At 70.3% G+C, this 23,194-nt stretch carries 20 protein-coding genes and 2 pseudogenes; 9 read left to right on the forward strand and 13 right to left on the reverse strand.

From position 1 onward, the window contains the following. Positions 1-69 precede the first annotated feature (69 nt). Positions 70-791 (forward strand): annotated as a pseudogene (locus CU044_RS10045) (hypothetical protein). A gap of 163 nt (positions 792-954) precedes the next feature. On the opposite strand, the gene CU044_RS10050 reads toward CU044_RS10045, so the two are convergent. The 9 genes from CU044_RS10050 to CU044_RS10090 form a co-directional block, all read right to left on the reverse strand. Further along, the gene (locus CU044_RS10050; protein WP_129768140.1) at positions 955-1,866 is read right to left on the reverse strand and encodes an amino acid ABC transporter permease; all 912 of its coding nucleotides are present in this window, start codon (positions 1,864-1,866) and stop codon (positions 955-957) included. Further along, complete coding sequence (locus CU044_RS10055; RefSeq protein WP_129768141.1) at positions 1,863-2,507, reverse strand: amino acid ABC transporter permease; 645 nt, start codon at positions 2,505-2,507, stop codon at positions 1,863-1,865. Before CU044_RS10055 ends, CU044_RS10050 begins: the two co-directional genes overlap by 4 nt. Before the next feature lie 10 nt (positions 2,508-2,517). Then, the gene (locus tag CU044_RS10060; protein ID WP_129768142.1) at positions 2,518-3,456 is read right to left on the reverse strand and encodes a glutamate ABC transporter substrate-binding protein; all 939 of its coding nucleotides are present in this window, start codon (positions 3,454-3,456) and stop codon (positions 2,518-2,520) included. A 13-nt stretch (positions 3,457-3,469) separates the two neighbouring features. After that, positions 3,470-4,213, reverse strand: a complete 744-nt coding sequence (locus CU044_RS10065) for an amino acid ABC transporter ATP-binding protein (RefSeq protein WP_129768143.1) — start codon at positions 4,211-4,213, stop codon at positions 3,470-3,472. A gap of 123 nt (positions 4,214-4,336) precedes the next feature. Beyond that, positions 4,337-4,777 carry a DUF6278 family protein gene (locus tag CU044_RS10070; protein ID WP_129768144.1) on the reverse strand — a complete coding sequence of 147 codons (441 nt, stop codon included), beginning with the start codon at positions 4,775-4,777 and terminating at the stop codon, positions 4,337-4,339. Positions 4,778-4,861: 84 nt separating this feature from the next. After that, entirely contained in the window at positions 4,862-5,647 is a 786-nt protein-coding gene (locus tag CU044_RS10075; RefSeq protein ID WP_129768145.1) for an exodeoxyribonuclease III, read from the reverse strand. 30 nt (positions 5,648-5,677) lie between these two features. Continuing rightward, positions 5,678-6,310, reverse strand: a complete 633-nt coding sequence (locus CU044_RS10080; RefSeq protein WP_129768146.1) for an MBL fold metallo-hydrolase — start codon at positions 6,308-6,310, stop codon at positions 5,678-5,680. Positions 6,311-6,397: 87 nt separating this feature from the next. Continuing rightward, complete coding sequence (gene pcaC, locus CU044_RS10085; protein WP_129768147.1) at positions 6,398-7,690, reverse strand: 4-carboxymuconolactone decarboxylase; 1,293 nt, start codon at positions 7,688-7,690, stop codon at positions 6,398-6,400. 288 nt (positions 7,691-7,978) lie between these two features. Beyond that, a complete protein-coding gene (locus tag CU044_RS10090) occupies positions 7,979-9,184 on the reverse strand; it encodes a glycosyltransferase (RefSeq protein WP_129768148.1) in 1,206 nt (401 codons plus the stop codon). 408 nt (positions 9,185-9,592) lie between these two features. Here CU044_RS10090 and CU044_RS10095 point away from each other — a divergent pair, with 408 nt between their 5' ends. Next, the gene (locus CU044_RS10095; RefSeq protein WP_129768149.1) at positions 9,593-10,282 is read left to right on the forward strand and encodes a hypothetical protein; all 690 of its coding nucleotides are present in this window, start codon (positions 9,593-9,595) and stop codon (positions 10,280-10,282) included. Between the two features lie 59 nt (positions 10,283-10,341). Then, positions 10,342-10,872 carry a chloramphenicol phosphotransferase CPT gene (gene cpt, locus CU044_RS10100; protein WP_129768150.1) on the forward strand — a complete coding sequence of 177 codons (531 nt, stop codon included), beginning with the start codon at positions 10,342-10,344 and terminating at the stop codon, positions 10,870-10,872. 274 nt (positions 10,873-11,146) lie between these two features. Here the strand turns inward: cpt and CU044_RS10105 are convergent. Both CU044_RS10105 and CU044_RS10110 read right to left on the reverse strand, forming a co-directional pair. Further along, positions 11,147-12,181 (reverse strand): annotated as a pseudogene (locus CU044_RS10105) (endo-1,4-beta-xylanase); the annotation flags it as partial. 433 nt (positions 12,182-12,614) lie between these two features. Continuing rightward, the gene (locus CU044_RS10110) at positions 12,615-13,658 is read right to left on the reverse strand and encodes a zinc-dependent alcohol dehydrogenase family protein (RefSeq protein ID WP_129768152.1); all 1,044 of its coding nucleotides are present in this window, start codon (positions 13,656-13,658) and stop codon (positions 12,615-12,617) included. 107 nt (positions 13,659-13,765) lie between these two features. Here CU044_RS10110 and CU044_RS10115 point away from each other — a divergent pair, with 107 nt between their 5' ends. Together CU044_RS10115 and CU044_RS10120 are read left to right on the forward strand one after the other, a co-directional pair. After that, positions 13,766-14,722 (forward strand): LysR family transcriptional regulator, encoded by a 957-nt coding sequence (locus CU044_RS10115; RefSeq protein ID WP_129768153.1) that lies wholly within the window; start codon positions 13,766-13,768, stop codon positions 14,720-14,722. Positions 14,723-14,928: 206 nt separating this feature from the next. Then, entirely contained in the window at positions 14,929-15,450 is a 522-nt protein-coding gene (locus CU044_RS10120; protein WP_129768154.1) for a hypothetical protein, read from the forward strand. A gap of 83 nt (positions 15,451-15,533) precedes the next feature. On the opposite strand, the gene CU044_RS10125 is transcribed toward CU044_RS10120, so the two are convergent. After that, complete coding sequence (locus CU044_RS10125) at positions 15,534-16,985, reverse strand: FG-GAP and VCBS repeat-containing protein (protein ID WP_129768155.1); 1,452 nt, start codon at positions 16,983-16,985, stop codon at positions 15,534-15,536. Positions 16,986-17,242: 257 nt separating this feature from the next. Here CU044_RS10125 and CU044_RS10130 point away from each other — a divergent pair, with 257 nt between their 5' ends. The 4 genes from CU044_RS10130 (at position 17,243) to CU044_RS10145 (ending at position 22,461) form a co-directional block, all read left to right on the forward strand. Then, a complete protein-coding gene (locus CU044_RS10130; RefSeq protein ID WP_129768156.1) occupies positions 17,243-17,962 on the forward strand; it encodes a hypothetical protein in 720 nt (239 codons plus the stop codon). 133 nt (positions 17,963-18,095) lie between these two features. Then, entirely contained in the window at positions 18,096-18,569 is a 474-nt protein-coding gene (locus CU044_RS10135; RefSeq protein ID WP_240045465.1) for a hypothetical protein, read from the forward strand. Between the two features lie 281 nt (positions 18,570-18,850). Further along, positions 18,851-19,672: an FAD binding domain-containing protein gene (locus CU044_RS10140; RefSeq protein ID WP_129768157.1), complete on the forward strand. Its 822-nt coding sequence runs from the start codon at positions 18,851-18,853 to the stop codon at positions 19,670-19,672. Beyond that, positions 19,669-22,461: a molybdopterin cofactor-binding domain-containing protein gene (locus tag CU044_RS10145; protein ID WP_129768158.1), complete on the forward strand. Its 2,793-nt coding sequence runs from the start codon at positions 19,669-19,671 to the stop codon at positions 22,459-22,461. Before CU044_RS10140 ends, CU044_RS10145 begins: the two co-directional genes overlap by 4 nt. Here CU044_RS10145 and CU044_RS10150 read toward each other — a convergent pair. Beyond that, positions 22,434-23,126, reverse strand: a complete 693-nt coding sequence (locus CU044_RS10150; protein WP_129768159.1) for a M24 family metallopeptidase — start codon at positions 23,124-23,126, stop codon at positions 22,434-22,436. The two genes, CU044_RS10145 and CU044_RS10150, sit on opposite strands and share 28 nt — an antisense overlap. Between the last annotated feature and the right edge of the window lie 68 nt (positions 23,127-23,194).

A 23,194-nucleotide genomic window follows, 5' to 3' on the forward strand; every position in this document is an offset into this window, starting at 1 on the left:
CGCCGACGCCCCCGCCCCGTCAGGACCGTCTCGAACTGTGTTCGCCTCGTCCCGCTACGATGCGCGCCCATGACTGACGACATACGCACCATCGTGCTCGGCGTAGTCGCCGCCGGTATCTGCGCTTCCCTGGGCTGGCTCGCCCGTACCCATCTCTGGCGCCGCAGGCTCCGTCGCAAGCAGGCGTTCTTCGGCCTGCCGGGAAACTCCGAATGTCTGCTGGTCGTCAGCCGTGAGGCGGGAGGCGACGGCGCGGTCCACCGCTACGACGTCTCCGCGCTGCTGGAGCTGGCCGCGCTGATCAAGGACTGCGGCGCGCACGCCGAGATAGTCCAGCACGACACCGCGCGCCAGGGCTTCGGGGAGCGTACGGAATTCTGCCTGGGTGGTCCGTACGCGAATCGTCGGATGGCAGCCCATCTCGGTTCGCTGCTGCCCGGTGTGAAAGTCGACACCAGCACGGAACCCGGGCCGGACCGGGGCTCGTTCCGGATCGGCTCCGAGCGCTACCGCGCGGAGGGGGCGTCACCGAGTACGTCCTGCTGGCGCGGCTCACCGTCGGGGAGGGGTCGCGGCCCGTCTTCCTCTTCTGCGGCCAGCGGGCCATCACCAACCAGGCGGCCACCCGCTATCTGTTCCGTCACCACGAGAGGCTGGCGCGCAAGCACGGCCGCGACTCGTTCTGTCTGCTGCTGAAGGTGGTCAACTCGGCGGCATACGGCCCCGATGTGGTGGAGCTGGTCGCGGATGTGACCCGGGCGGCCCACGAGCCGGTCCCCGCCGCCGCGTGACGAAGCGCGCGGAGGCGACGGCGCGCCCCAAGTGGCCCGCCCGCCGGGCGCGCTCCCCGTGGAGCACAACCCGACCGGCGCACAGCTGACCTTCTTCCCGTCCGTACGAGATCCGCACGAGAAGTGATCTCCGGCTGCCGCCGGACGGGCCACTGCCCCTGAGCTACTGCCCGCCCGGCAGCAGCGTCCCTGGGGAGGCCGGGTCGATGCCCACAGCCTCTGTTCTCGGGTTGCGCCGCTGCCGCCCGGCCAGCCAGTGGGCGAACCAGGAGAGCAGCATGCACATCCCGATGTAGATCGGTGAAATCACCATCACCACAGGGATGAACGGCAAATCGTAGTCGAGATTCGAGGCGATGAGCTTTCCGGCATGGAGGAACTCCTCATAGGTGATCAGATAGCCGAGTGATGTGTCCTTGAGAGCGACCACCAGTTGGCTGATGATCGTGGGCAGCATGGCGCGGACCGCCTGCGGCACCAGCACGTACGTCATGACCTGCGTTTTGCGCATGCCGAGGGCGTACGCCGCCTCCCGCTGACCGCGCTCCACCGAGTTGACTCCGGTACGGAACACCTCGGCGAGCACGGAGCCGTTGTAGAGCGTCAGTCCCGCCACCAGCGCGGGCAGTGCCTGCACCTTCAGCGCCACGAAGATGAAGAAGATCATCACCAGTACGGGCATGGCGCGGAAGAACTCGACCAGCGAGGTGGCCAGCCAGCGCACCGGCCGGTGCTCGGAGAGCCGGCCGCAGGCGAGGACCGCGCCGAGTACGAGCGAGAACACCGCGGCGAACGCGAAGGCCTTGAGGGTGTTGCCGAGGCCGCGCAGCAGCAGGTCCTGGATGCCCTGGTACTCGAAGGGTGTCCACTTGGTGGCGGTGAACTGGTCGGTGGCGAAGAGGAGATAGAGCAGCCAGCCGACGAGCGCGGCGACCGCGGCCGTCGCCAGCACGCCGTACCAGCGGTGCCGCCGCTCCGTCCGGGGCCCGGGAAAGTCGTACAGCGCGGTCGAGTCGCTCCGGGACGTCCTGGTGGTCCGCGGAGGCCCGGGTGTCTTCGGGGCCGTCGAGGTCATCGGGCGACTCCCCAGTGCTTCTCCATGAAGTGGAACAGCGCGCTGATGGACAGGGTGATGATCAGATAGCCGACGGCGATCCAGACGAAGGTCCAGATGATGCTGTAGCCCATCTCGCTGAGGCTCTTGTACGTGCCGAGCAGTTCGGTGACGCTGAACGCCCCCGCGATCGCGGAGTTCTTGGCGAGGGCGATCAGCGTGGATCCGATGGGCGGGATGACCGCGCGGAACGCCTGCGGCAGCACGACACCGCCCAGGGTCTGTCCGAAGGTCATCCCGAGGCTGCGGGCCGCCTCGCCCTGCCCCTTGGGCACGGTGTTGATGCCGGAGCGCAGCACTTCGCAGATGAACGCGGACGTGTAGCAGCCGAGCGCCAGGACCGCGAAGAGCTGGAAGGGGAGGACGAGACCGAAGCGCGGCAGCCCGAGGACGACCGCGAAGAAGAGCAGCGTCAGCGGGGTGTTGCGCAGGACGGTGACCCATACGGTGCCGAGCGCCCGCAGGGCACGGACCGGCGCGACCCGGAACGAGGCCATCACGAACCCGAGGGCCAGCGCGAGCAGTGCGGCGTAGACCGTCAGCTCGACCGTACCGAGGAAGCCCCTGCCGTAGAGGGAGAGGTTGTCGGTGAGTACGTCCATGGCTCCTGCCTCAGCTCGCCGGGTAGCGGTCGATCGGCGGGGGCGGGGTGGCCCGGCGCCCGGAGAGGCCGAGGGTCGCGTCGTACGCCTTCTGCCAGTTGCCGTTCCTCTCGTTGACCGCGAGGGCGTCGTCGAGCGCGAGACGCAGCGCGTTGTCGGCGCGCGGTACGCCGATGCCGTAGGGCTCCTTCGAGAAGGGCTTGCCGACCACTTTGAGTTCGTCGGGCACCTTGGCCGCGTAGCCCTGGAGGATGGTGTCGTCGGTGGTGACGGCGGCGACCTGGTACGTCAGCAGATTGTCCACACAGACGGAGTACGTGTCGTAGCCGACGAGTTGGATGCGCGGGTAGTCCTGCTGGATCCGCTGGTACGGGGTCGATCCCGAGGCCGAGCAGACGCGCTCGCCGTCGAGGTCCCGCGGCCCGTGGATGCCGTTCTCGTCGGTCCTCACCAGCAGGGACTGGCCGGCCATGTAGTACGGGCCGGCGAATCCGACGAGCTTCTTGCGGTTCTCGTTGATGGTGTACGTGCCGACGTAGTAGTCGATCTGCCCGTTCTGGAGGGCGGTTTCCCGGTTCGCGGAGGCGATCGTACGGAAGCGGATGGTCTTCGGATCGAAACCGAGGGACGCCGACATCATCTTGGCGATCTCGATGTCGAAGCCCGAGTAGACGCCGGTGGCCGGGTCCCTCTCCCCCATGTAGGGCTGGTCCTCCTTGGCGCCGACGATCAGATGGCCGCGCCGCTTCGCCTTGGTCCAGGTCGGTGAGCCGGGCAGCCGGAAGGCGGTGTCCACCCGGTAGTGGGGCAGCGCGTCGGCCCGCGGGCCCTTCACGGGCGGGCTGCCCGGCTTTCCGCAGCCGGCGGCGAGCGCCGCCAGCAGGGCGAGCAGGAGCGGCAGGAGCGGTGCCGTGAGCGTTCTCCCGCGCGGTGCCCGACCGGAGATCATGGACCGCACCCCCTCAGTGCTTGAGGATCTTGGAGAGGAAATCCTTCGCCCGGTCGCTCCTCGGAGCGGTGAAGAAGTCCTCCGGGGTGCGGTCCTCGACGATGCGGCCGTCGGACATGAAGACCACGCGGTTGGCGGCGGAGCGCGCGAAGCCCATCTCATGGGTGACGACGACCATCGTCATGCCCTCACGGGCGAGCTGCCGCATGACTTCGAGTACCTCGTTGATCATCTCCGGGTCGAGCGCCGAGGTGGGTTCGTCGAAGAGCAGGACCTTGGGGTCCATGGCGAGCGCGCGGGCGATGGCGACGCGCTGCTGCTGGCCGCCGGAGAGCTGCGCGGGCAGCTTGTCGGCCTGCGAGAGAAGTCCCACGCGGTCGAGCAGTTCCCGGGAACGCCGGTCGGCGTCCTCCTTCTTGCGCTTGCGGACCTTGATCTGCGCGAGCGAGACATTGTCCAGCACGGTCCGGTGCGCGAAGAGGTTGAACGACTGGAAGACCATGCCCACTTCCGCGCGGAGCCGCGCGAGCCCGCGGCCCTCGGCCGGCAGGGGCGTTCCCTCGATGGTGATCAGGCCCGACTCGATCGTCTCCAGCCGGTTCATCGTCCGGCAGAGCGTGGACTTCCCGGAGCCGGAGGGGCCGATGACCACGACCACTTCCCCGCGGGCGACCGTCAGATCGATGTCCTGGAGGACATGCAACGGCCCGTAGTACTTGTTGACGCCCCGCAGTTCGATCAATGAATCGACGGCCATGCGCTGCCCCACCCACTCCCGGCTGTGTCGAAGTCAGCGCAAACTATCCAGCCGGACAAGGGACTTCGCGCTCGACACGCACACATGGGACATAAGCCGTATTTACTGCAAAAGAGGCCGGACTCAGGCCTCGGCGGCCTCCGCGTAGACCTGGGACAGCTCGGGCGCCCCGGTCGCCGCCCAGTCGAGACCGGACTCGACGACCTGGATCTCACGCCCGGAGACGAGGCGCACCACGGGGTGCCCGCCGGGCCAGATGTGCCAGACGGCGCCGGGCACCGTACGGACGATCACCGTGCCGAGATACAGCCCCGCGTCGTTGCCCAGCCAGGGCAGCTCCTCGGGGTCGTCGCGCCAGCGCGGCGGCAGCTGGTCGAGAGCCTCCAACGAGGCCGGGGAGTCGTCCAGTTCAAGGCCGTTCTGCCCGGCGCGGGCGCGCAGCAGCTCGCACTCGGAGAGCAACTCGGCCACGCCCTCCGGGTCACCGTCGACGACGGAGGCGAGCGAGGCCCCGTCCTCGCCGCCGTGCCGCTTGCGCCAGTTGTCCAAGAAAGGGATGTTCATACCACTCAGCCTGCCATTCGCCCCGCCGGGGCACCATAGGGCGCGCGCAACGGCCGGTGGGCCGCGGGCGAGTGAACCGGGCCTCTACAGAGGGACCTCGATATCGACGACCACCGGGGCGTGGTCGGACGCGCCCTTGCCCTTGCGCTCCTCGCGGTCGACATAGCTGTCCTTGACCGCGCCCTCGAACGGCCCGTTGCCGTAGACCAGGTCGATACGCATGCCCTTGTTCTTCGGGAAGCCCAGCTCGCGGTAGTCCCAGTAGGTGTACGGACGGTCGTACTTGAGCGGGCGGGGCACCACGTCGGAGAGCCCCTCGCCGCGCAGCGCGGCGAGCGCCGCGCGCTCGGCGGGGGTGACATGCGTGGCCCCCTCGAAGCGGGACAGGTCCCACACGTCCTCGTCGGCCGGGGCCACGTTGTAGTCGCCGAGGACCGCGAACGGCCGCGCGCCCGCCGCGTCGTCGGCCACCGCCTCGCGCAGCGCCTCCAGCCAGCGCAGCTTGTACGCGTAGTGGTCATGGCCGACCTCGCGGCCATTGGGCACATAGACGGACCAGAGCCGGACCGGGCCGCAGGTCGCGGCGATCGCGCGCGGCTCCGTCACGCCTTCGTACTCCGGTCCGCCGGGAAGCCCCTTGACGATGTCCGTCAGGCCGATCCGGGAGATCAGCGCCACTCCGTTCCACCTGCCGGTGGCGTTGACCGCCGACTCGTAGCCCAGCTCACGGAGCTGTTCCGCGGGGAACTGCTCTTCCGTGCACTTGGTCTCCTGGACGCACAGCACGTCCGTACCGGTGCTCTCCAGCCAGGCCAGCAGCCGGGGCAGCCGGGCGGTGATCGAATTGACGTTCCAGGTGGCGATGCGCATGCGGGACAGCCTATCGGCGGGGTCCGACAGTCACAGCTCGGCCGAGCGGCCCGGGGCGAGCCGGCCGTGCTCCGCCCCGCCCAGGTTGCCGATCTGGGTGTCGTAGATGGGCCGGGCCAGCTCGGTGAGCAGTGCGTCGTGGACGTCGAAGGAGCGCCGCGGTCTGACCTCGCGTACGTACTCGATCACCTCGGAGATCTTGTTCCAGGGCGCCTGTACGGGCAGCAGGAGCGTGTCGACCCGGTGGTCGGGAACGGTCAGCGCGTCGCCGGGGTGGAAGACCGAGCCGTCCACGAGATAGCCGACATTGGTGATCCGCGGGATGTCCGGGTGTATCACCGCGTGCAGCTCGCCGTAGACCCGGACGTCGAAACCGGCCGCGGAGAACGTGTCGCCGTTGCCGACCGTGTGGACACGGCCGGGGAAGGCGGCGGAGATCTGGTCGGCGACGCTGCGCAGCGTCCACAGCTCCGCCGCCGGGTTGGCCTCGAGGCCCGCCCGCAGATGCCCCTCGTGGAAGTGATCGGCGTGCTCGTGGGTGACGAGGATGACGTCCGCGCCGTCCGTGGCGTCGTCCTCGGTGAATCCGCCGGGATCGATGACGAGCGTACGGCCGTCCTTCTCCAGCCGGACGCAGGCATGTGCCTTCTTGGTGAGCTTCACCGCTGACCGCCTCCCTCACTGTCGGTGCCGCGTGCCCTCCGTGCCGCGTACTGTCCCGCGTACGGATGCGCGCGTACTGCCATCCTGCTACGCATCGGGCGTGGTCTCCTCCTGGATCACGGTCCGCGCCACCCGGAACGCCGTGTTCGCCGCCGGGACGCCGCAGTACACGGCCGTCTGGATCAGCACTTCCTTGATCTCGGCGGGCGTGAGGCCGTTGCGCAGCGCGGCCCTCGTGTGGAAGGCCAGCTCCTCCAGATGGCCGCCCGCGACCAGGGCCGTCAGGGTCACGGCGCTACGGGTGCGGCGGTCCAGGCCTTCCCTGGTCCAGACCTCTCCCCAGGCATAGCGCGTGATCAGCTCCTGGAAGTCTCCGCTGAAGTCGTCGGCGGTGGCCATGGCGCGGTCCACATGGGCGTCGCCCAGGACCTGTCTGCGCACCCGCATCCCCGCCTCGTACGGGTCGGGCCGCCCGGCGGTGACGGCCTCGGGCTGCTCGGCGGGCGCGATCTCGGCGACCGGGCCGATCGTCGCCGAGAGCGTGGGCGCGGGACCGCGGTCGGGCAGCACGGTGAGGCCGGTGGAGGTGTCGGACGGGTTGTACCAGGCGGTGGAGAAGTGGTGGACGAGCAGATCCGTGACGGCGACGGGCTGCTCGACGGGCGCCAGATGGGAGGCTCCGGGCACCAGCGCGAGCCGGGCGTCCCGTATCCCCGCGACCAGCGTGCGCGCCTCGGCGGGCCCGGTGACATGGTCCTCGGCCCCGACCAGGACCAGGGTCGGTACGGCGATACGGCCCAGCTCCGCCCGGATGTCGAAGGCGGCCAGCGCCTCGCAGGAGGCGATGTAGCAGCCGGGGTCGGTCGTACGGACCATCTGGACGGCCCATTCGACGATGGCCGGCTGGGCGGCGGCGAAGCCGGGGGTGAACCAGCGCTCGGGCGCGCTGCGGGCCATCGGGTCCAGCCCGTTGGCGCGGACGATCACCCCGCGCTGCCGGAACTCGTCGGCCGTGCCGAACCGGGGCGAGGCGGCCACCAGCGCGAGCGAGGCGATCCGGTCGGGACGGCGCAGAGCCAGCTCGGCGCCGATGGCACCGGCGATGGAGCAGCCCACGTAGCCGAACCGCTGCACCCCGATCTCGTCGAGCGTGGCCAGCAGCCGTTCCGCCAGCTCGGGAACGCTGGTCGCGGCGTGCGCGGGGGCGCCGCCGTGGCCGGGCAGGTCGAAGCGGAGAACCCGCCATTGACGGGCCAGCTCGGGCACCTGACGATCCCACATATGCCAGGTCGTCCCGAGAGAGGGGCCCAGGATCAGGATGGGTGCGTCTTCCGGCCCGTCCATGCGGTATTGCAGGGTCTTAGTCATCGTCTCACTCACCCGCCCACGCTCCCATATCCCGCGATTCCCCATGGGAGAGGGTCGGGGTCCCCACGGGAGAGGGTCAGGATCCTCACGGGAGAGGGCCGGGGTCCTCACGGGAGAAGGCCGGGGCAGTGGCCGGACCTCCCCCACGGATCCGCCGACGGATGAAGATCCTCCGCAGCCGGCCTCACCTGTCGGCGCCTCGGAAGTGTCCCGTCCGGGATCGGTCGGAGCGTTCTTCCCCGGCCTCGTCGCTCGTGCGTGGTGGCGTCGTCCCGGCCCGGCGTGCCGGGTCGGCCTCGCTCACCGGAGGGTGTCGAGCAGCCGGTTCGCGGCCACCGTCGCTCCGTCGGTGCGGATCCTGGTGCCCAGAGCCTTGGCCCGTGCCCGGGTCTCGGGCGCCAGGGCCGTCTTGAACGCGACACCGAGGGACTCGACGGTCGGAGCCGGACCATCGGGTGCCGCGCCGATATCCAGGTCCGCCACCCGGCCGGCCCAGTACGGGTTGTCCGCCAGCTGGAGGGCTACCACCACTTGCGGCACGCCCGCCCGGGCGGCCGTCAGCGTCGTACCCGCGCCGCCGTGGTGTACCACGGCGGCCACCCTGCCGAACAGACACTGTTGGTTGATCTCGCCGATGGCGAAGCAGTCGTCCCGGTCGTCGACCAGGTCCAGGTCCGCCCAGCCGCGGGAGACGAGTACGCGGTGGCCTTGTGCGCGGATCGCCTCGATGGCCCTGCGGACGATGTCCGGCGACGGGCGCATGCTGCCGAAGCCCACATAGACCGGCGGCGCGCCCGCGTCCAGGAACGTCACCAGTTCGGCCGGGAGCGGGCGTTCGTCCGCCAGGGTCCACGCACCGGTCTGGATCACGTCGAGGCCGGGGGTCGCCCGCCACGGTCCGAGGACCGGGTCCGCCGCCAGCCACGGCCGGCCGGTGAAGACGTGGTCGCGGACGTTGTCGACCGGTGGCAGACCGATCGACGCGCGGTGGCCGTTGAGCGTCTCGGCGAATTGCGCGTTCACGTGGTGGGCGTCCAGCTCCCACAGCGTCCGGTTGTCGCTCGCCTCCGGCTCGGGCCAGCCCGCCCGCGGGGGCGGCGCGTGGTGCGGCGACGGCAGGTTGACCGCCGAATAGCTCGTGTACACGTAGCGGATGCCCGCTGCCTCGGCCACGGACCGCGCGGCGATCTGCGCCAGGCCGGCCACCACCAGCGCGTCACATCCGTCGGCCGCCGTGGGGAGGATGTCGAATTGCGCGTCGACCAACTCGGTCCGGTACCGGGACAGTTCGGCCGCCGACGGCAGACCCGTCCCGCGCATCAACTCCCGTACCGGCGGCCCGACCGGCACCAGTTGTACTCCGATGCCCGCCAGCCGCTCCGCGAACTCCTCGTCGGGCGGGGCGCACATCCGCACCTCCACGCCGAGCGCCCGTAGCCGCACCGCGAGTGCCACCAGCGGTTCGACATCACCACGCGTCCCGTACGTGGACAACAGCACCCGCATTCAGCGCCCTCTTTCGCTCTGTCTTCCCCTACCGTCCCGGCCCGTGCCCGCCCGGACTTCGAGCGGCCCTCGTTGACGGCGACGCGTCGGCCGTAGCGGATGCGCGGCAGCAGTGTACGTCGCGTGGTCGTGCACGCGGCGGCCGACGAGGGGCCCAACTCGGGCGCCCCGATGCAGACTTCCGGCTCCGTGGGCGGCGGAGAGCTTCCGCCGGGCCCCCCTCGCCGACAATCTTGTCGATCATCAGCGCTCCCTCTCGCGTGGGACCGTCCTCGATGACTACGGTGAGCGCCGGCGTGCCTTTCGGGCCGACGGCGGCGTCGGCCCCGGGCCGCCCGTATCCACCGAGGCGCGCAAGGTTCCCGATCGTCAACACAACCTGAGAGCCACTCCATGCATAGTTCGTCCGTGCCCAGCCCTGATGTTTCGGTCATCTTGCCCTGCGCCGGATTCGGAACGCGCTTCGGAGCGCCCTACTCGAAGGAACTGCACTGTCTGGCTCCTGGGGTCACCGTGCTGGACCGCAGCCTGGAGGCCGTTGTCGAACTGGCCAAGAGCGGACTCAACGTGCGCCTGGTCGTCGTGTTCGGGACGCACAAGCTGGACACGGTGCGTTATCTCGCGCGTTACGCCGAGACCGTTCACATGGTCTTCGTCTACCAGGACGAGTCGTTCGGACCGGGGCTCGACGGGGCGATCCGGTCCGCCCTGCCGATGACGCACGGGCCAGTGGCCCTTGTCCTGCCTGACATCGTTATCACCGGCGCGGGCAGTACCGGCAGTCTTCTCGCCGCACTGCGGCACATAGAGGTGGCGGGTTGGAGCGTCATAGCCGCCGAAGAGCGGGATCCCGACACCCTGCGACAGATGGGAGCGCTGGCCGTGGTCGAAGGGGGCGGCGTCATGACAGTCGAGGCGGCCACCGACAAACCGGCGGATCCTTCGGGCTTCAACGCGTTCTGGGGCATGGTGGCAGTCACCGCGGAGGAGGCACACCGGTTGCCCGACGTGGTGAGCAAAGGGGCGGACAGCCCGCTGGCCGGTGCGGTCGCTCTCATGGTGGAGCGCATCGTCAACTACAACACCGCCGCGGGCTGACGCCGCAGGCACAGGCGCCGGCGAGAGCGCCGCCGCGGTGCCCCTACTGTGGAGTGGTGATGACTGCGGTGATCGTTCTCAACGGCGGTTCCAGCTCGGGGAAGTCCGGGATCGCCCGGTGCCTGCAGGCGGTTCTGCCGGATACGTGGCTGGCTGTCGGGACCGACACGCTGGTTGACGCGCTGCCCGCGCACATGCGGGCGTCGGATGCGGGGATCGAGTTCGCTCCGGACGGTGGGGTGGCCGTCGGGCCGGAGTTCCGGACGCTGGAAGCGGCATGGATCGAGGGGGTCGCCGCGATGGCCCGTGCGGGCGCCCGCGTCATCGTGGACGAGGTCTTCCTCGGCGGGGCGGAGTCGCAGCAGCGATGGCGGAAGGCTCTGCGCGACCTCGGGGTGCTGTGGGTCGGCGTCCGGTGCGACAGTGCGGTTGCCGCAGGCCGTGAGGTCGCACGAGGCGATCGGGTCGTCGGGATGGCCGCGTCCCAGGCAGCTGTGGTCCACCGGGGCGTGGTCTATGACCTGGAAGTGGACACCACGCATACCGAGTCGGTGGAGTGCGCACGGACCATCGCCGCACGTGTCATGTGACCGAGCGCCCGGCTGTCCGCCACTGTGACGGCGGCACCATGACGACGGCAGGGGCGGCCCGGTTGTCGTATCGGTCGGCGTCGTATCGGACGGCATCGTTCGGACGGTCTCGTATCGGACGCGTTGGCCGACGCCCGCACCCGGAGCGCCGGGAGCGGGACTCCGCCGCCGGACCGGATGGATCTCCGTGGCCGGAACCGTCGGCGGAGTTCGCCTCGGGGGCGTCCGCCTATGGGCCCGTGCGGGTGCTCGTCATTCCCGCCGCCATCACCGCGCTGCCGCCGAGGGCGGTCAGTGTCGCCTGGTAGGCGGCCTTCTTGTTGCCGTTGCGATCGAACAACAGCGGGTTCTCCCCGCTGCGCCAGGAGTCGCTGTCGCGAATGCCCCATACGGTGATCCCGGTGCACCGTGCGACGTTCATACACGCCCGGACGGTGTTCGCGTACGCGGTCGTCGGCGCCTGGGCGATGTCGAGTTCGGTGATCTGTACGTCCACACCGAGGGCGGCGAAGTTCGACAGCGTCGTCTGGAAGGCGGCCGGCGGGCCGCCGGTGCCGAAGTGCGCCTGGAAACCGACGCAGTCGATGGGCACGCCGCGTGCCTTGAAGTCCCGCACCATGCGGTACACGCCCTGTGTCTTGGCGTCGCTCCAGTTCTCGATGTTGTAGTCGTTGTAGCAGAGCTTGGAGGCCGGATCGGCCGTCCGGGCGGCGCGGAAGGCTTCCTCGATGAAGCCGTCACCGAGCAGGTTCTGGAACACCGAGGAGCGGTGCTGGCCGCTGCTCCCGTCGGCGAACGCCTCGTTGACCACGTCCCAGGCCTGGACCTTGCCCCTGTAGTGGTTCATCACCGTGCTGATGTGGTTGTTCATCACGCCGCGCAGTGTGTTCGCGTCCGTGAGGGAGCTGACCCAGGCGGGCAGCTGGGAGTGCCAGACCAGTGTGTGACCGCGCACGCGCTGGCCGCGCGCCGAGGCGCGGTCGACGATCTGGTCGGCGGGAACGAAGTTGAACGAACCGCGGGACCGCTCGATGGTGTCCCACTTCATCTCGTTCTCGGGCGTGACCGAGTTGAACTCACGGTCCAGGATCGTCACGTACGTCCCGTCGCCCAGTTTGCCGGCCGCCACGGCGGTCCCGAAGTACCGTCCGGACTGGGCCGCCTGGGCGCCCAGGGTGCTCGCCTGGATCATTTCGGCCTCCGCGGCGGGCGCGGGTGCGGCGGCGACCCCGGTCGCCAGCAGCGCGGAGGCGGTCAGCAGGCCTAACGCCGAGGCGCGGGACCGGCGGCGTCGCATGGGGGGATTCATGGTTCTCCTCGTACGGTCGGAGGCTGATACGGGAGCGCAAGCGGATGCGGATGCGGATGCGGCTGGGGGTACGGCTGGGGCTGGAGCTGCGTTGTGCGTTGCGAAGTGGGGCGGCACGAGCCATGGCATGTCGGCCGTTCCTCCTCGCGTGCGGATTCGAATCGTTTCGACAACGTGGCGCGAACTGCCGGCGGCTCTGGAGAGCGACATACGGGATTGCCCGTCCCACGCGCTGCCGTGATGTGCGCGGACCGCGTCGGGTCGGTCATGGTGCGAGAAGTACGCGTTCGAAGTTTCGGACGTGTGCCGAGGCTTCGGGCAATCTGGATGATAGAAGTCCCAGCGAAGGCGTCAATACCCCTCGCGGCATGAGGAATTGGACCCTTCCGGCGGCCCCGGCCTGTTCCCGACGGCCGGGACCGCCGACAGCTGCTCAGAAGGCGATGCGGACCTTGAGGGCCGAGCGGTCGTCCATCGCGCGATAGCCGTCCGGGACGCCGTCCAGGTCCACGGTGCGATCGAAGACCAGCCCCGGGTCGATCGCGCCGGACAGCACATCCGGCAGCAGCTCGGGGATGTAGGCGCGGGCGGGGGCGACGCCACCGGCCAGCGCCACATTGCGGTCGAACATCTGGGTGATGGACACACCGGCGGAGCCGCCGTGCGGCACACCCACGTAGCCGACCGCACCGCCGTCACGGGCGAGTGAGATCGCGGTGCGCATCGACTCCTCGGTGCCGACGGCCTCCAGGACGGCGTGCGCGCCCCGGCCGCCGGTCAGCTCGTCGACGGCCTCGATCGCCGCGTCACCGCGCTCGGCGACCACGTCCGTGGCACCGAAGGCGCGAGCGATGTCGGTACGGTCCCGGTGGCGGCCGAGCGCGATGATCCGGTCGGCACCGAGCCGGTGAGCGGCGAGCACACCGCACAGGCCGACCGCGCCGTCGCCGACCACGGCGACCGTGCTTCCCGGCCGGACCCTGGCGGCGACCGCGGCGTGGTGGCCGGTGCTCATCACGTCGGACAGCGCGAGCAGGCCGGGCAGCAGCTTCTTCTCGCCGGCCGCTTCCTTGGGCAGCTTGACCAGGGTGCCGTCGGCGAACGGCACCCGGACGGCCTCGCCCTGGCCGCCGTCCGAGCCGACCTCGCCCCAGATTCCGCCCTGGGGGCAGGAGGTGTGCAGGCCCTCCCGGCAGAAGTCGCAGCTGCCGTCCGACCAGACGAACGGCGCGATCACGAAATCACCAGGGGTGAACCCGATCACCTCGGAACCGGTCTCCTCGACGATGCCGAGGAACTCGTGACCGATCCGCTGTCCGGCGACCCGGGACGCCACGCCCCGGTACGCCCACAGGTCACTGCCACAGATACACGCGTTGACCACCCGCACCACGGCGTCGGTCGGCTGCCGGACCACGGGGTCGGGCACCTCCTCGATCCGGATGTCGTTGAGGCCATGGATCACGGTGGCACGCACGAAAACTCCTGGGCACTGCTCGGCACGGGTTGACGGAGACCAGAGTCGCCGCACAAGCGTTCCCATGTCCAGCTACATCTTCTACAGAACCTCTTTAAGATGAACTAATGCTCGATGTTCGACGACTGGTTCTCCTGCGCGACCTGGACGTACACGGCACCGTGACCGCCGTGGCCGAACTTCACGGCGTCACCCCTTCCGCCGTCTCACAGCAGCTACGACTCCTGGAGGAGGAGACGCGCACCCGGCTCCTGGAACGCACGGGACGCTCCATCCGCCTCACAGCGGCCGGACGCCGGCTGGCCGAGGACACCGAGAACGTGCTCACGGCTCTCGAACAAGCCCAGAACCGGCTGCACACCGGAACCGGCAGACCGGTCGGCCCCCTCCATTTCGCCTGCTTCCCCAGCGCCCTCACGCCACTGGCCGCCCCACTCTGCGATGCCCTGGAGAACGTCCACCGGGATCTGAGCCTGCACATCACCGAGGCCGAACCCGAGACCGCGGTCCGGCTCCTCCTCCAGCGTCACATCGACATCGCGCTGGTCTACCGCTACACCAACCTCGCCACACCCCCGCACCCCGGCGTCGAAACCCACACGCTGCGAACCGATCCGCTGGTCGCGGTCCTGCGCGGCGATCACCCGGCGGTTCACCCCGAGGGATCCCCGGTCGAGCTGCGAGAACTCGCGAACACCCCGTGGATCACCGCCCCGCCGCAAACGGCGTGCGGGGACGCCGTCCTCCAGGCCTGCCGGTCAGCCGGTTTCACCCCGCAGGTACGACACACGTGCACCGACTTCTCCGCCATGATCGCCCTCGCCGCGAGCGGCGGCCATACGGTCCTCGTCCCCCGCATGGCCACGGCCCACCTCCCGCCGGCACTGAGCGTACGACCGGTGACCGACCGCACACTCGCCCGCACGATCGAGACCGCGGTCCGCCACGGCACGGCCAACGAACCCGCGATCGCCGCGTGCCTCACCGCACTTCACGCCCTCAACCCCGACAGCCCAGCGGACACAACAAACACACCACGTGGCTCTGCCGGGAATCAGGACTGACAAGCCCTCGTGTTGGGCAACCGCGCGACCAGAAGCGGTCCTACGTCACGCCGCGGCCGCTGGTGCCGTGGTCGCAGACGGACCGGACACGAGCGGTACGGGACCAACCACACGTGCTGGCGCCGCCCTGCCGGCTCCCCGACACCACGGCTGCTTCGCGGGCCGTATCACTGGCGCCCGTAGAGCCTTGCTGTCACCCTCTTCTCGTGGATGCTGGGACTGCGGCGGTTCTGGGCGCCGGGGTGGGCGTAGTGGGAACAACCCTTGCGGCGATCGTTGCCGGAGTAGCGGGACAACGGCAGGTTCGGGCTGAGCATCGCCACTGGCGACGCCAGCTGCGCCGTGATGCCTATGCCGCCTTCACGGTCAAGGCTGATGAGGTTCATGGGGCGCTGCGGGGTATCGAGGCCGAGTTGGCCAGGCCAGGCCATGATCTTGACGGGCTGCGCGGCACGCTTGACGAGACCCGCGGGCTGGTACGAGGAGATCTGGCCGATGCCCAGACTGCCGTCGAGCTGGAAGGGCCGAGGGAACTGGCCCTCATGGCCGGCGAGTTGGCCAAGTCGCTGTCGGCCTGCGTGGCGGCGATTCAGGCGAGAACCATCGGGCGAGAGGGCAGCGACGCGCTGGCGGCGAACGAGTCGCATCGCATCCGGCGTTTCCTCAACCACGCGTCGAACAAGCGAGAGCAGTTTGTGAGTCACGCGCGCAAAGCCATCGATGTATGAGCGTGCAATACCTGCGGGCGAACACCGGCCCCCCGTGTCAGCGGTGGGCGGACGTAGTAGCCCGGTTACGGCGGCCGGCCGTTTCAGTGGCCGAAGTCGGGGCCGTCGCCCGGCGTCGGCTCCAGTCCCAGATCCGTGGGCCTGATGAGCGTCGGCCTGGAAGTGCTGATGCCGGACGGGCCGCCGCGCAGGACCCGTACCGTGTCGTCGGCCCCGCTCTCGTTCCAGGTGCCGCCCGCCAGTTCGGCCGCGCCGTCGCCGTTCAGGTCCTGGATCGCCAGAGGGCCCATCGGGAGGCCCGTGCTCTTCGCGTTCTTGCCGGTCAGGCCCTCCGGTCCGCCGCGCAGCACCAGGGTCACCGACTCATTGCCCTGGCCGGCCTTGACCGGAGCGTTGAACGCGACGTCGGCGTAACCGTCTCCGTTCACATCACCTGTCGCCGGCGTGTACCCGAAGCCGCAGTGGGAGGAGACCGGCCTGCCGGGCAGCCCCGCTGTCTTCTCGTTGATCGTCGTGGGTTTCAGGCTGGTGCTCTGCCCGCTCTTTCCGCCGTAGGCGACCATCAGCCGGCTGCCGCCCTCGGGCACGGCTATGTCGCCGATGCTCTCGCAGGTGAGGCTGACGATCACATCGGCGAAGCCGTCCTTGTTCACGTCGGACGTGAGGGTGACCGAGCCGTACATGTCCTTGCCGCGCGCGTCCTTGAGGCGCGGGCCCTTCTTCAGTACCCCGTCGGCCGCGCCGCGGTACACGACGGTGGCGCGGGGTATCGGCATCTCGTCCGCGAACACGTGCGACCAGGTGACCACCAGATCGTCCCTGCCGTCGCCGTTCACGTCGCCGACGCCGGTGGGCCGGGGCGTGTAGTACGACGACGTGTCGGGCGTGAGGTCGAGCGTCCTCGTACGAGCGGGCCTGCCCGCCCGGGTGAACGGGCCGAACCGTACCGTCGCCTTGGAGCCCGTGCTTCCGCTCGTGACGAGGTCGGCGCGGCCGTCGCCGTCGAAGTCGCCGGCGACCGGCGTGGCGCCGGTCAGCCCGACCGCTCCGGAGAGCTTCTTCTTTCCGCCCCAGACCACGAAGACCGTATTGTTGCCGGCCTGCGTGATGAGGTCGCTGCGGCCGTCGCCGTCGAGGTCGGCCGAGATGGCGTGGCTGCCGAAGCGGCCGCCGGTGCCCGCCTTGCCGAGGCCGAGGCTGTCCTGGGTGATCACCTGGTGGCGCCGGATGTCGGGGCCGGCCGTCGAGCCGGGCACCACGGCCACGTAACCGGCGGCGTACTTTCCGTCGACCGTGGCCGAGGTGTCGGTGATGACGAGATCCTCGTTCCCGTCGCCGTCGAAGTCGGCGTGGGCCCCGTCGGTGTCGGGGTCGGCCGCGGGCCGCTTCGTGGCGGTGGCCGAGGCCGTGGCGGTAGCGGTGGCCGTGGCGGTCTGCGTGACGCCCGGTGAGACGGTGGAGTCGGGTACGACGTCGGGGGCCCCGCAGGCGGCTACCGCGACCAGGGCCAGGAGGGTGACACGTCGTTTCCTCATGCCGAGTTGGACCGGGGCCGCCCCCGAATGGTTGTGTCGGCCGCCGGACGGACCGTACGGCGGTGCCCACGACGATCACGGTCGTCCGAAATCGGCCTGTTCTCCCGCACGGGCGCCTCACCGCCCCCTGTTCGCCGTCGTGTGCGCCTGGTTGGCTGAGCCGGCCGGGCGGTGCCCATCACGCTCGGGCCACCGGCATCCATGAATCACCTTGTGCCCGACCACGGGATTCCATCGACTGGAGGAAGAGGTCCTTCATGCACGTGACACGCCGTCTCACCGCACTGGCCGCGACCGTCGCCGCGCTCACCCTGGCTCTCGTATCGCCGGCCGCGGCCTCCTCACCGGCCACCGCCCCGGCCCCTGCTGCTTCCGCCCCGGCCACGGCCGCGGTGGGGCCGGTGCAGCTCTACATCGGTGGTCTGGGGAGCGGCCCGTACAACGTCGCCGTGCAGTCGGCCGTCGCCACCGCCGCGGACAGCGCCGTGGCCAGGGGCTTCGACCCCGCCCGGTGCAACCTGGTCAAGGGCCCGACGATCGTCAACCAACTCCCCAACGGATACGTGCAGGTCGCCGTCGAATACCTCTGCGCGGGAGAACCGTACGCCCCGGGTCCGACGTTCATGCTGAACCGCTATCACAAGAGCTCCGACACACAGAGCAACAGCTGGTACCACCCCGCCGGATACCAGTTGCAGGGGCCGCTGGGCTCGCTCTACGCGTACGCGGCTCCCGACACCACTCCGCTGTACCTCTGCCAGGTCAGGGGTGACCACTTCACCAGCACGGACGTCAACTGCGAGGGCCAGCAGTACGTGACCCGCCTCGGCTGGCTCCACACCAGTCCGCCGGCGGGCGTGGCCACCGTTCAGTTGCTCCGCTGCCTGCGGAACGAGAACCGGCAGATCTTCGACTCCATCCAGCCCAACTGCGAAGGGCAGATCCACGGAGGCGTGCTCGGCTACACCCTCGCCTGACACCCTGGTCGGGCGAGGGCCGGGGGACCGCTCCGCGCAGTGTCGTTTCGGCGATGAAATCGCTGGACCATACGGGTGAGTTGGCGGCCGAGGGGCTGTTGCGCGCTTACGCGGACTGCCTAAATCCGGGGGTGTGATCAAGAAACTCGTGCGGCGCGGCCTTCCCGCGCTGGCCCTCGCGGCCCTGCCCATTCTGGCCGCCGTTCCCGCCGCCGACGCCGCGGGCAGTGACCGTACCGTCCGGAACACGCAGCCCCGAGAGGCGCAGCGGGTCGATTCCCGTTTCTACCCGCCCGCCACCCTCGGCAAGAACCAGGCATGGACCTCCGGCAACGGTCGCGCCATCCTGCGCGTCCAGAGCGACGGCAACGTCGTCCTCTACAAGGACAACCGGGCCGCCTGGCAGGCCCCGAACGTCTACCCCAACGCCGACCGCCTCGTCATGCAGGAAGACGGCAACCTCGTCGTCTACAACCGGGCCGGCCGGGCCCTCTGGGCCGCCGGAACCTGGCAGAAGGGGCGCTACCTCGCCGTCCAGGACGACGGCAACGTCGTCGTCTACAACAACGCCAACCGGCCCGTCTGGGCGACCAACACCGGCGACTGACCGGCATTCCCTGTCCGGACGGCCGCCGCGCGCGTGACATCGCCGAACGTGCGCGTCGGCCGCTCGGAACGGGCGGCCCGCCCGGCGCCGTGCGGCAGGGCAGGGCGCGCCCAGAGGTCGAGTCGGTCGGCTACGGACGGCTCGCACGCGGCGACGAGGCGCGCCAGGCCTCACCTCACCGAGGGGGACGGTGCCGGGAAAGCCGGGGACGCGGATACGCCTGCGTTTCCGTGTGGTGAATCAGTCGTCCCGGACCCGTTCCCGTTGCTTCACTGGCCGGCATGGACCTGAACACGGTGGTGGAGATACGGGACGCCCGGCATCCCGCGCCCTGGCGGCCCGGCGACGCCTGGCTCGGCGGCGGCACGTACCTGTTCTCCGAGCCTCAGCCACACCTGCGCCGACTGGTGGATCTGAGCCGGACCGGCTGGACCCCCGCGCGGCTCCTCGACGACGGCTCGGTGGAGCTCGCCGCCATCTGCACCATCGCCCAGCTCTCCCGCTTCGCGAAAGGTCTCGCGGCCGGGGCGGCGCCCCTGTTCGAGCAGTGCTGCCGGGCGTTCCTCGCCTCGTTCAAGATCTGGAACATGGCCACGGTCGGCGGGAACCTGTGCAACGCCCTCCCGGCGGGCCCGATGATCTCGCTCACGGCCGCACTGGACGGGGAGTGCCTGCTGCTGGCCCAGGACGGCGTACGACGCCGGGTGCGCGTCGCGGACTTCGTGACCGGCGCGGGCCGCACGGTCCTGGACGAGGGCGAGTTGCTGCGGTCCATCACCGTGCCCGCCCGCGCGCTCGCCTGCCGTACGGCGTTCCGGCAGGCGTCCCTGTACGGGCTGGGCCGCTCGGGGGTGCTGGTGATCGGCGCGCTGGATCCGGTCGACCACTCCCTCGCCGTGACGGTCACCGCCTCGACGGTCCGGCCGGTGCGGCTGTGGTTCCCGCTGCCGCCGGGCGCCGGCGGATTGCGGTCGGCGATCGAGGCGGCCGTCGCCGACGACGAGTGGTTCGACGACATCCACGGACTGCCCGAGTGGCGGCGGCACATGACGTTCCGGTACGCGGAGCAGATACGGCAGGAGCTGGGAGGGACGGCGCGATGAGGGTCGACGTCAATGGCAGGTCCTTCGAGGAGGAGCCCCGCCCGGGTCAGTGTCTGCGCACCTATCTGCGCGAGCGCGGCTGTTTCGGTGTGAAGAAGGGGTGCGACGCCGGGGACTGCGGCGCCTGTACCGTCCACGTGGACGGCGAACCCGTGCACAGCTGCCTCTACCCGGCCTTCCGCGCCGACGGCCGAGCCGTCACCACGGTCGAGGGCCTCGCCTCGCCGGACGGCGAACTCCACCCCGTACAACAGAGGTTCCTGGACGCGCAGGGCTTTCAGTGCGGGTTCTGCACGGCCGGGTTCCTGATGACGACCGCGGCGCTCGACGCGGACCAACTCGCCGATCTGCCCAGGGCGTTCAAGGGCAATCTGTGCCGCTGTACCGGCTACCGGGCCATCGAGGACGCGATACGCGGGGTCCGCCATGTCGAGACGCCCGGCGCCGGTGAGTCCGTCGGCCGCAACCTCCCCGCCCCGGCCGGGCCGCAGGTCGTCACCGGCACCGCCCGCTACACCGTGGACATCGACGTCCCGGGCCTGCTGCACATGAAGCTGCTGCGCTCCCCGCACGCGCACGCCCGCATCACCGCCGTCGACACCTCCGCCGCCCTGCGCGTCCCCGGCGTCCACGCCGTACTCACCCACCACGACGCGCCCCGGCGGCACTTCTCGACCGCCCGTCACGAACACCCCACGGAGGACCCGGACGACACCCGCGTCCTCGACGACACCGTCCGCCATATCGGCCAGCGCGTCGCGGCCGTCGTCGCGGACAGCGAGGCCGCCGCCGAGGAGGGCTGCCGGCGGATCGAGGTGTCGTACGACGTCCTGCCGGCCGTTCTCGATCCGGAGGAGGCGATGCGGCCGGGCGCGCCGGTCGTGCACGACAAGGACGCGGCGACGGCCCGGATCTCGCGCCCGCGCGACAACGTCGTCGGGGAGACGCACGGCGAGACCGGCGACGTCGAAGCGGGGTTCGCCGAGGCCGACGAGGTGTACGAGGGCACCTACCGCACCCAGCGCGTCCAGCACGCCAGCCTGGAGACGCACGGCGCGGTGGCCTGGCTCGACGAGAACGGCCGGCTCACCGTCCGCTCCACCACCCAGTCCCCCTTCCTGACCCGCCGCGCGCTCTGCGCCCTCTACGACCTCCCGCGGGACAAGGTCCGTGTGGTGGCCGGGCGGATCGGCGGCGGCTTCGGCGGCAAGCAGGAGATGCTCGTCGAGGACATCGTCGCCCTCGCGGTGCTGCGTCTGCGCCGCCCCGTCAAGCTGGAGTACACGCGCGCCGAGCAGTTCTACGGGGCGACCACACGGCACCCGTTCACCATCCGGGTCAAGGCCGGCGCCCGCCACGACGGCACCCTCACCGCCCTGCGACTGCGCGTGGTCTCCGACACGGGCGCGTACGGCAACCACGGGCCCGCGGTCCTGTTCCACAGCGTCGGCGAGTCGATGGCGGTCTACCGCGCCCCGCACAAGAAGGTCGACGCCTTCTCCGTCTACACGCACACCGTCCCGGCCGGCGCCTTCCGCGGCTACGGACTCGGCCAGGTCATGTTCGCCGTCGAGTCGGCACTCGACGAACTCGCCCGCCGGCTCGGCCTGGACCCGCTGGAGTTCAAGGCGAAGAACATCATCGGGCCCGGGGAGCCGATGATCACTCCCGGTGGCGAGGAAGAAGACCTCCACATCGCCAGCTACGGCCTCGACCAGTGCCTGGGCGTCGTCCGCCGCGCTCGGGCGGAACAGGCGGAACAGAGGGAACACGAGGAACACGGGGAACAGACGGCCCCGGGGTGCGCACCCGTCCCGGACGGCTGGCTGGTGGGCGAGGGAACCGCTCTCGGAATGATCGCCACCGGTCCGCCGGGCGGCCATATCGCCGACGCGAAGGCCGCCCTCCTGCCCGACGGCAGCTTCGGCCTGGCCGTCGGCACCGCGGAGTTCGGCAACGGCACGACGACCGTGCACCGCCAGATAGCGGCCGGTGAACTCGCCACCACCGTCGACCGGATCACCGTCCGCCAGTCCGACACCGACGTCGTCACACACGACACCGGTGCCTTCGCCTCCACCGGCGTCATGGTCGCGGGCAAGGCCACACTGCGCGCCTCCCGCGCCCTCGCCGACCTGCTCCTCGACTTCGCCGCCGCCCACCTGCGCGTGGCGCGCGCCGACTGCCGCCTTGTGGAGGAAGCGGTGCTGCACCCCGGTGGCCGGCTCCCTCTCAAGGAGCTGTACGAGGCGGCCCGGACGGTCGGGGTCTCGTTCAGCGCCGACGGGCACTTCGACGGCACGCCCCGCTCGGTCGCCTTCAACGCCCACTGGTTCCGGCTCGCCGTCGACCCCGGCACCGGCGAGATCCGCGTCCTGCGCAGCGTCCACGCGGCCGACGCGGGCAAGGTCATGAACCCCATGCAGTGCCGCGGCCAGGTCGAGGGCGGCGTCGCCCAGGCACTCGGCGCGACCCTCTTCGAGGACGTACGCGTCGACGCGCGCGGCGAGGTGGAGACAGCGGCGTTCCGCCGCTACCGGCTCCCCCAGTACGCCGACATCCCGCGCACCGAAGTCCACTTCATGGAGACGGCGGACGCGATCGGCCCGCTGGGCGCCAAGTCGATGAGCGAGAGCCCCTTCAACCCGGTCGCCCCCGCCTTCGCGAACGCCCTGCGCGACGCGACGGGCGTGCGCTTCACCCGACTCCCCCTCACCCGCGACCGGGTGTGGCTCGCCCTTCGCGAAGCGGGCGTGCCGGATCAGCCGAGGTCGAGCAGTTCCTCGTAGAAGCCGCCGAATCCGTTTCCCCGGTCGACGAGATGGATCTCCAGGATCCAGTGGCAGCGGCGCCCGGCCTTGTCGGTGCGCCGCAGCGGGGTGTCGTTGCCGGGCGCGATGTACGACTCGACGTCCGCGCCGTCGATCGTCTCGTGCGGGAACTCGCCGACCAGATGCCCGGCGTGCCAGCCGCCCAGTTCCCATCCGGCGTCGGTGGCGAGCCGCTCGACCTCGGCGTACAGCGCCTTGCCGGTGATCTCGGGCTCGCTCTCGAAGAACCGCCGGCCGGCCGCGAAGACCCTCGGGAGATCGTCCCGCAGCCGGAGCCTGACCGGGTCGTCGCCGAGGACGAACGTCCGCCCGAAGTCGGCCTCGTACTCCTCGAAGATCGGCCCGAAGTCGGCGAACACGATGTCGTCCGCGCCGATCAGCCGGTCCGGCGGATTCTCCCGGTACGGCATGAGCGTGTTCGGCCCGGAGCGCACGATCCGCTTGTGCCAGTGCCGGGTCGTGCCGAACATCTCGTTCGCCAGGTCCCGGATCCGGTCGCTGAGCGCGCGTTCGCCCTCCCCCGGTGCGACAAGCCCGCGCTCCTCGATCTCCGCGAAGAGCCGGACGGCCTTCGCCTGGGCATCCAGCAGACGCGCGGCGCGCGTCGGTTCGTCATCCGCCATGTGGGCGACCGTAGGCACGTGAATCATCGTCCCGCAACCGAATTCGCCGAGGCGGGGAAACCGTCGTC

Source organism: Streptomyces sp. L-9-10 (assembly GCF_004151105.1).
Classification (GTDB): Bacteria; Actinomycetota; Actinomycetes; order Streptomycetales; family Streptomycetaceae; genus Streptomyces.

Excerpts from the sequence above, each read along its gene's own strand:
- CU044_RS10075 (WP_129768145.1), bottom strand. The coding sequence starts at position 5,647 with ATGCGCATCGCCACCTGGAACGTCAATTCGATCACCGCCCGGCTGCCC.
- CU044_RS10130 (WP_129768156.1), top strand. The coding sequence starts at position 17,243 with ATGCACGTGACACGCCGTCTCACCGCACTGGCCGCGACCGTCGCCGCG.
- CU044_RS10145 (WP_129768158.1), top strand. The coding sequence starts at position 19,669 with ATGAGGGTCGACGTCAATGGCAGGTCCTTCGAGGAGGAGCCCCGCCCG.
- CU044_RS10060 (WP_129768142.1), bottom strand. The coding sequence starts at position 3,456 with ATGATCTCCGGTCGGGCACCGCGCGGGAGAACGCTCACGGCACCGCTC.
- CU044_RS10055 (WP_129768141.1), bottom strand. The coding sequence starts at position 2,507 with ATGGACGTACTCACCGACAACCTCTCCCTCTACGGCAGGGGCTTCCTC.
- CU044_RS10115 (WP_129768153.1), top strand. The coding sequence starts at position 13,766 with ATGCTCGATGTTCGACGACTGGTTCTCCTGCGCGACCTGGACGTACAC.
- CU044_RS10125 (WP_129768155.1), bottom strand. The coding sequence starts at position 16,985 with ATGAGGAAACGACGTGTCACCCTCCTGGCCCTGGTCGCGGTAGCCGCC.
- CU044_RS10150 (WP_129768159.1), bottom strand. The coding sequence starts at position 23,126 with ATGGCGGATGACGAACCGACGCGCGCCGCGCGTCTGCTGGATGCCCAG.
- CU044_RS10050 (WP_129768140.1), bottom strand. The coding sequence starts at position 1,866 with ATGACCTCGACGGCCCCGAAGACACCCGGGCCTCCGCGGACCACCAGG.
- CU044_RS10070 (WP_129768144.1), bottom strand. The coding sequence starts at position 4,777 with ATGAACATCCCTTTCTTGGACAACTGGCGCAAGCGGCACGGCGGCGAG.
- CU044_RS10065 (WP_129768143.1), bottom strand. The coding sequence starts at position 4,213 with ATGGCCGTCGATTCATTGATCGAACTGCGGGGCGTCAACAAGTACTAC.
- CU044_RS10140 (WP_129768157.1), top strand. The coding sequence starts at position 18,851 with ATGGACCTGAACACGGTGGTGGAGATACGGGACGCCCGGCATCCCGCG.
- cpt (WP_129768150.1), top strand. The coding sequence starts at position 10,342 with ATGACTGCGGTGATCGTTCTCAACGGCGGTTCCAGCTCGGGGAAGTCC.
- CU044_RS10090 (WP_129768148.1), bottom strand. The coding sequence starts at position 9,184 with ATGCGGGTGCTGTTGTCCACGTACGGGACGCGTGGTGATGTCGAACCG.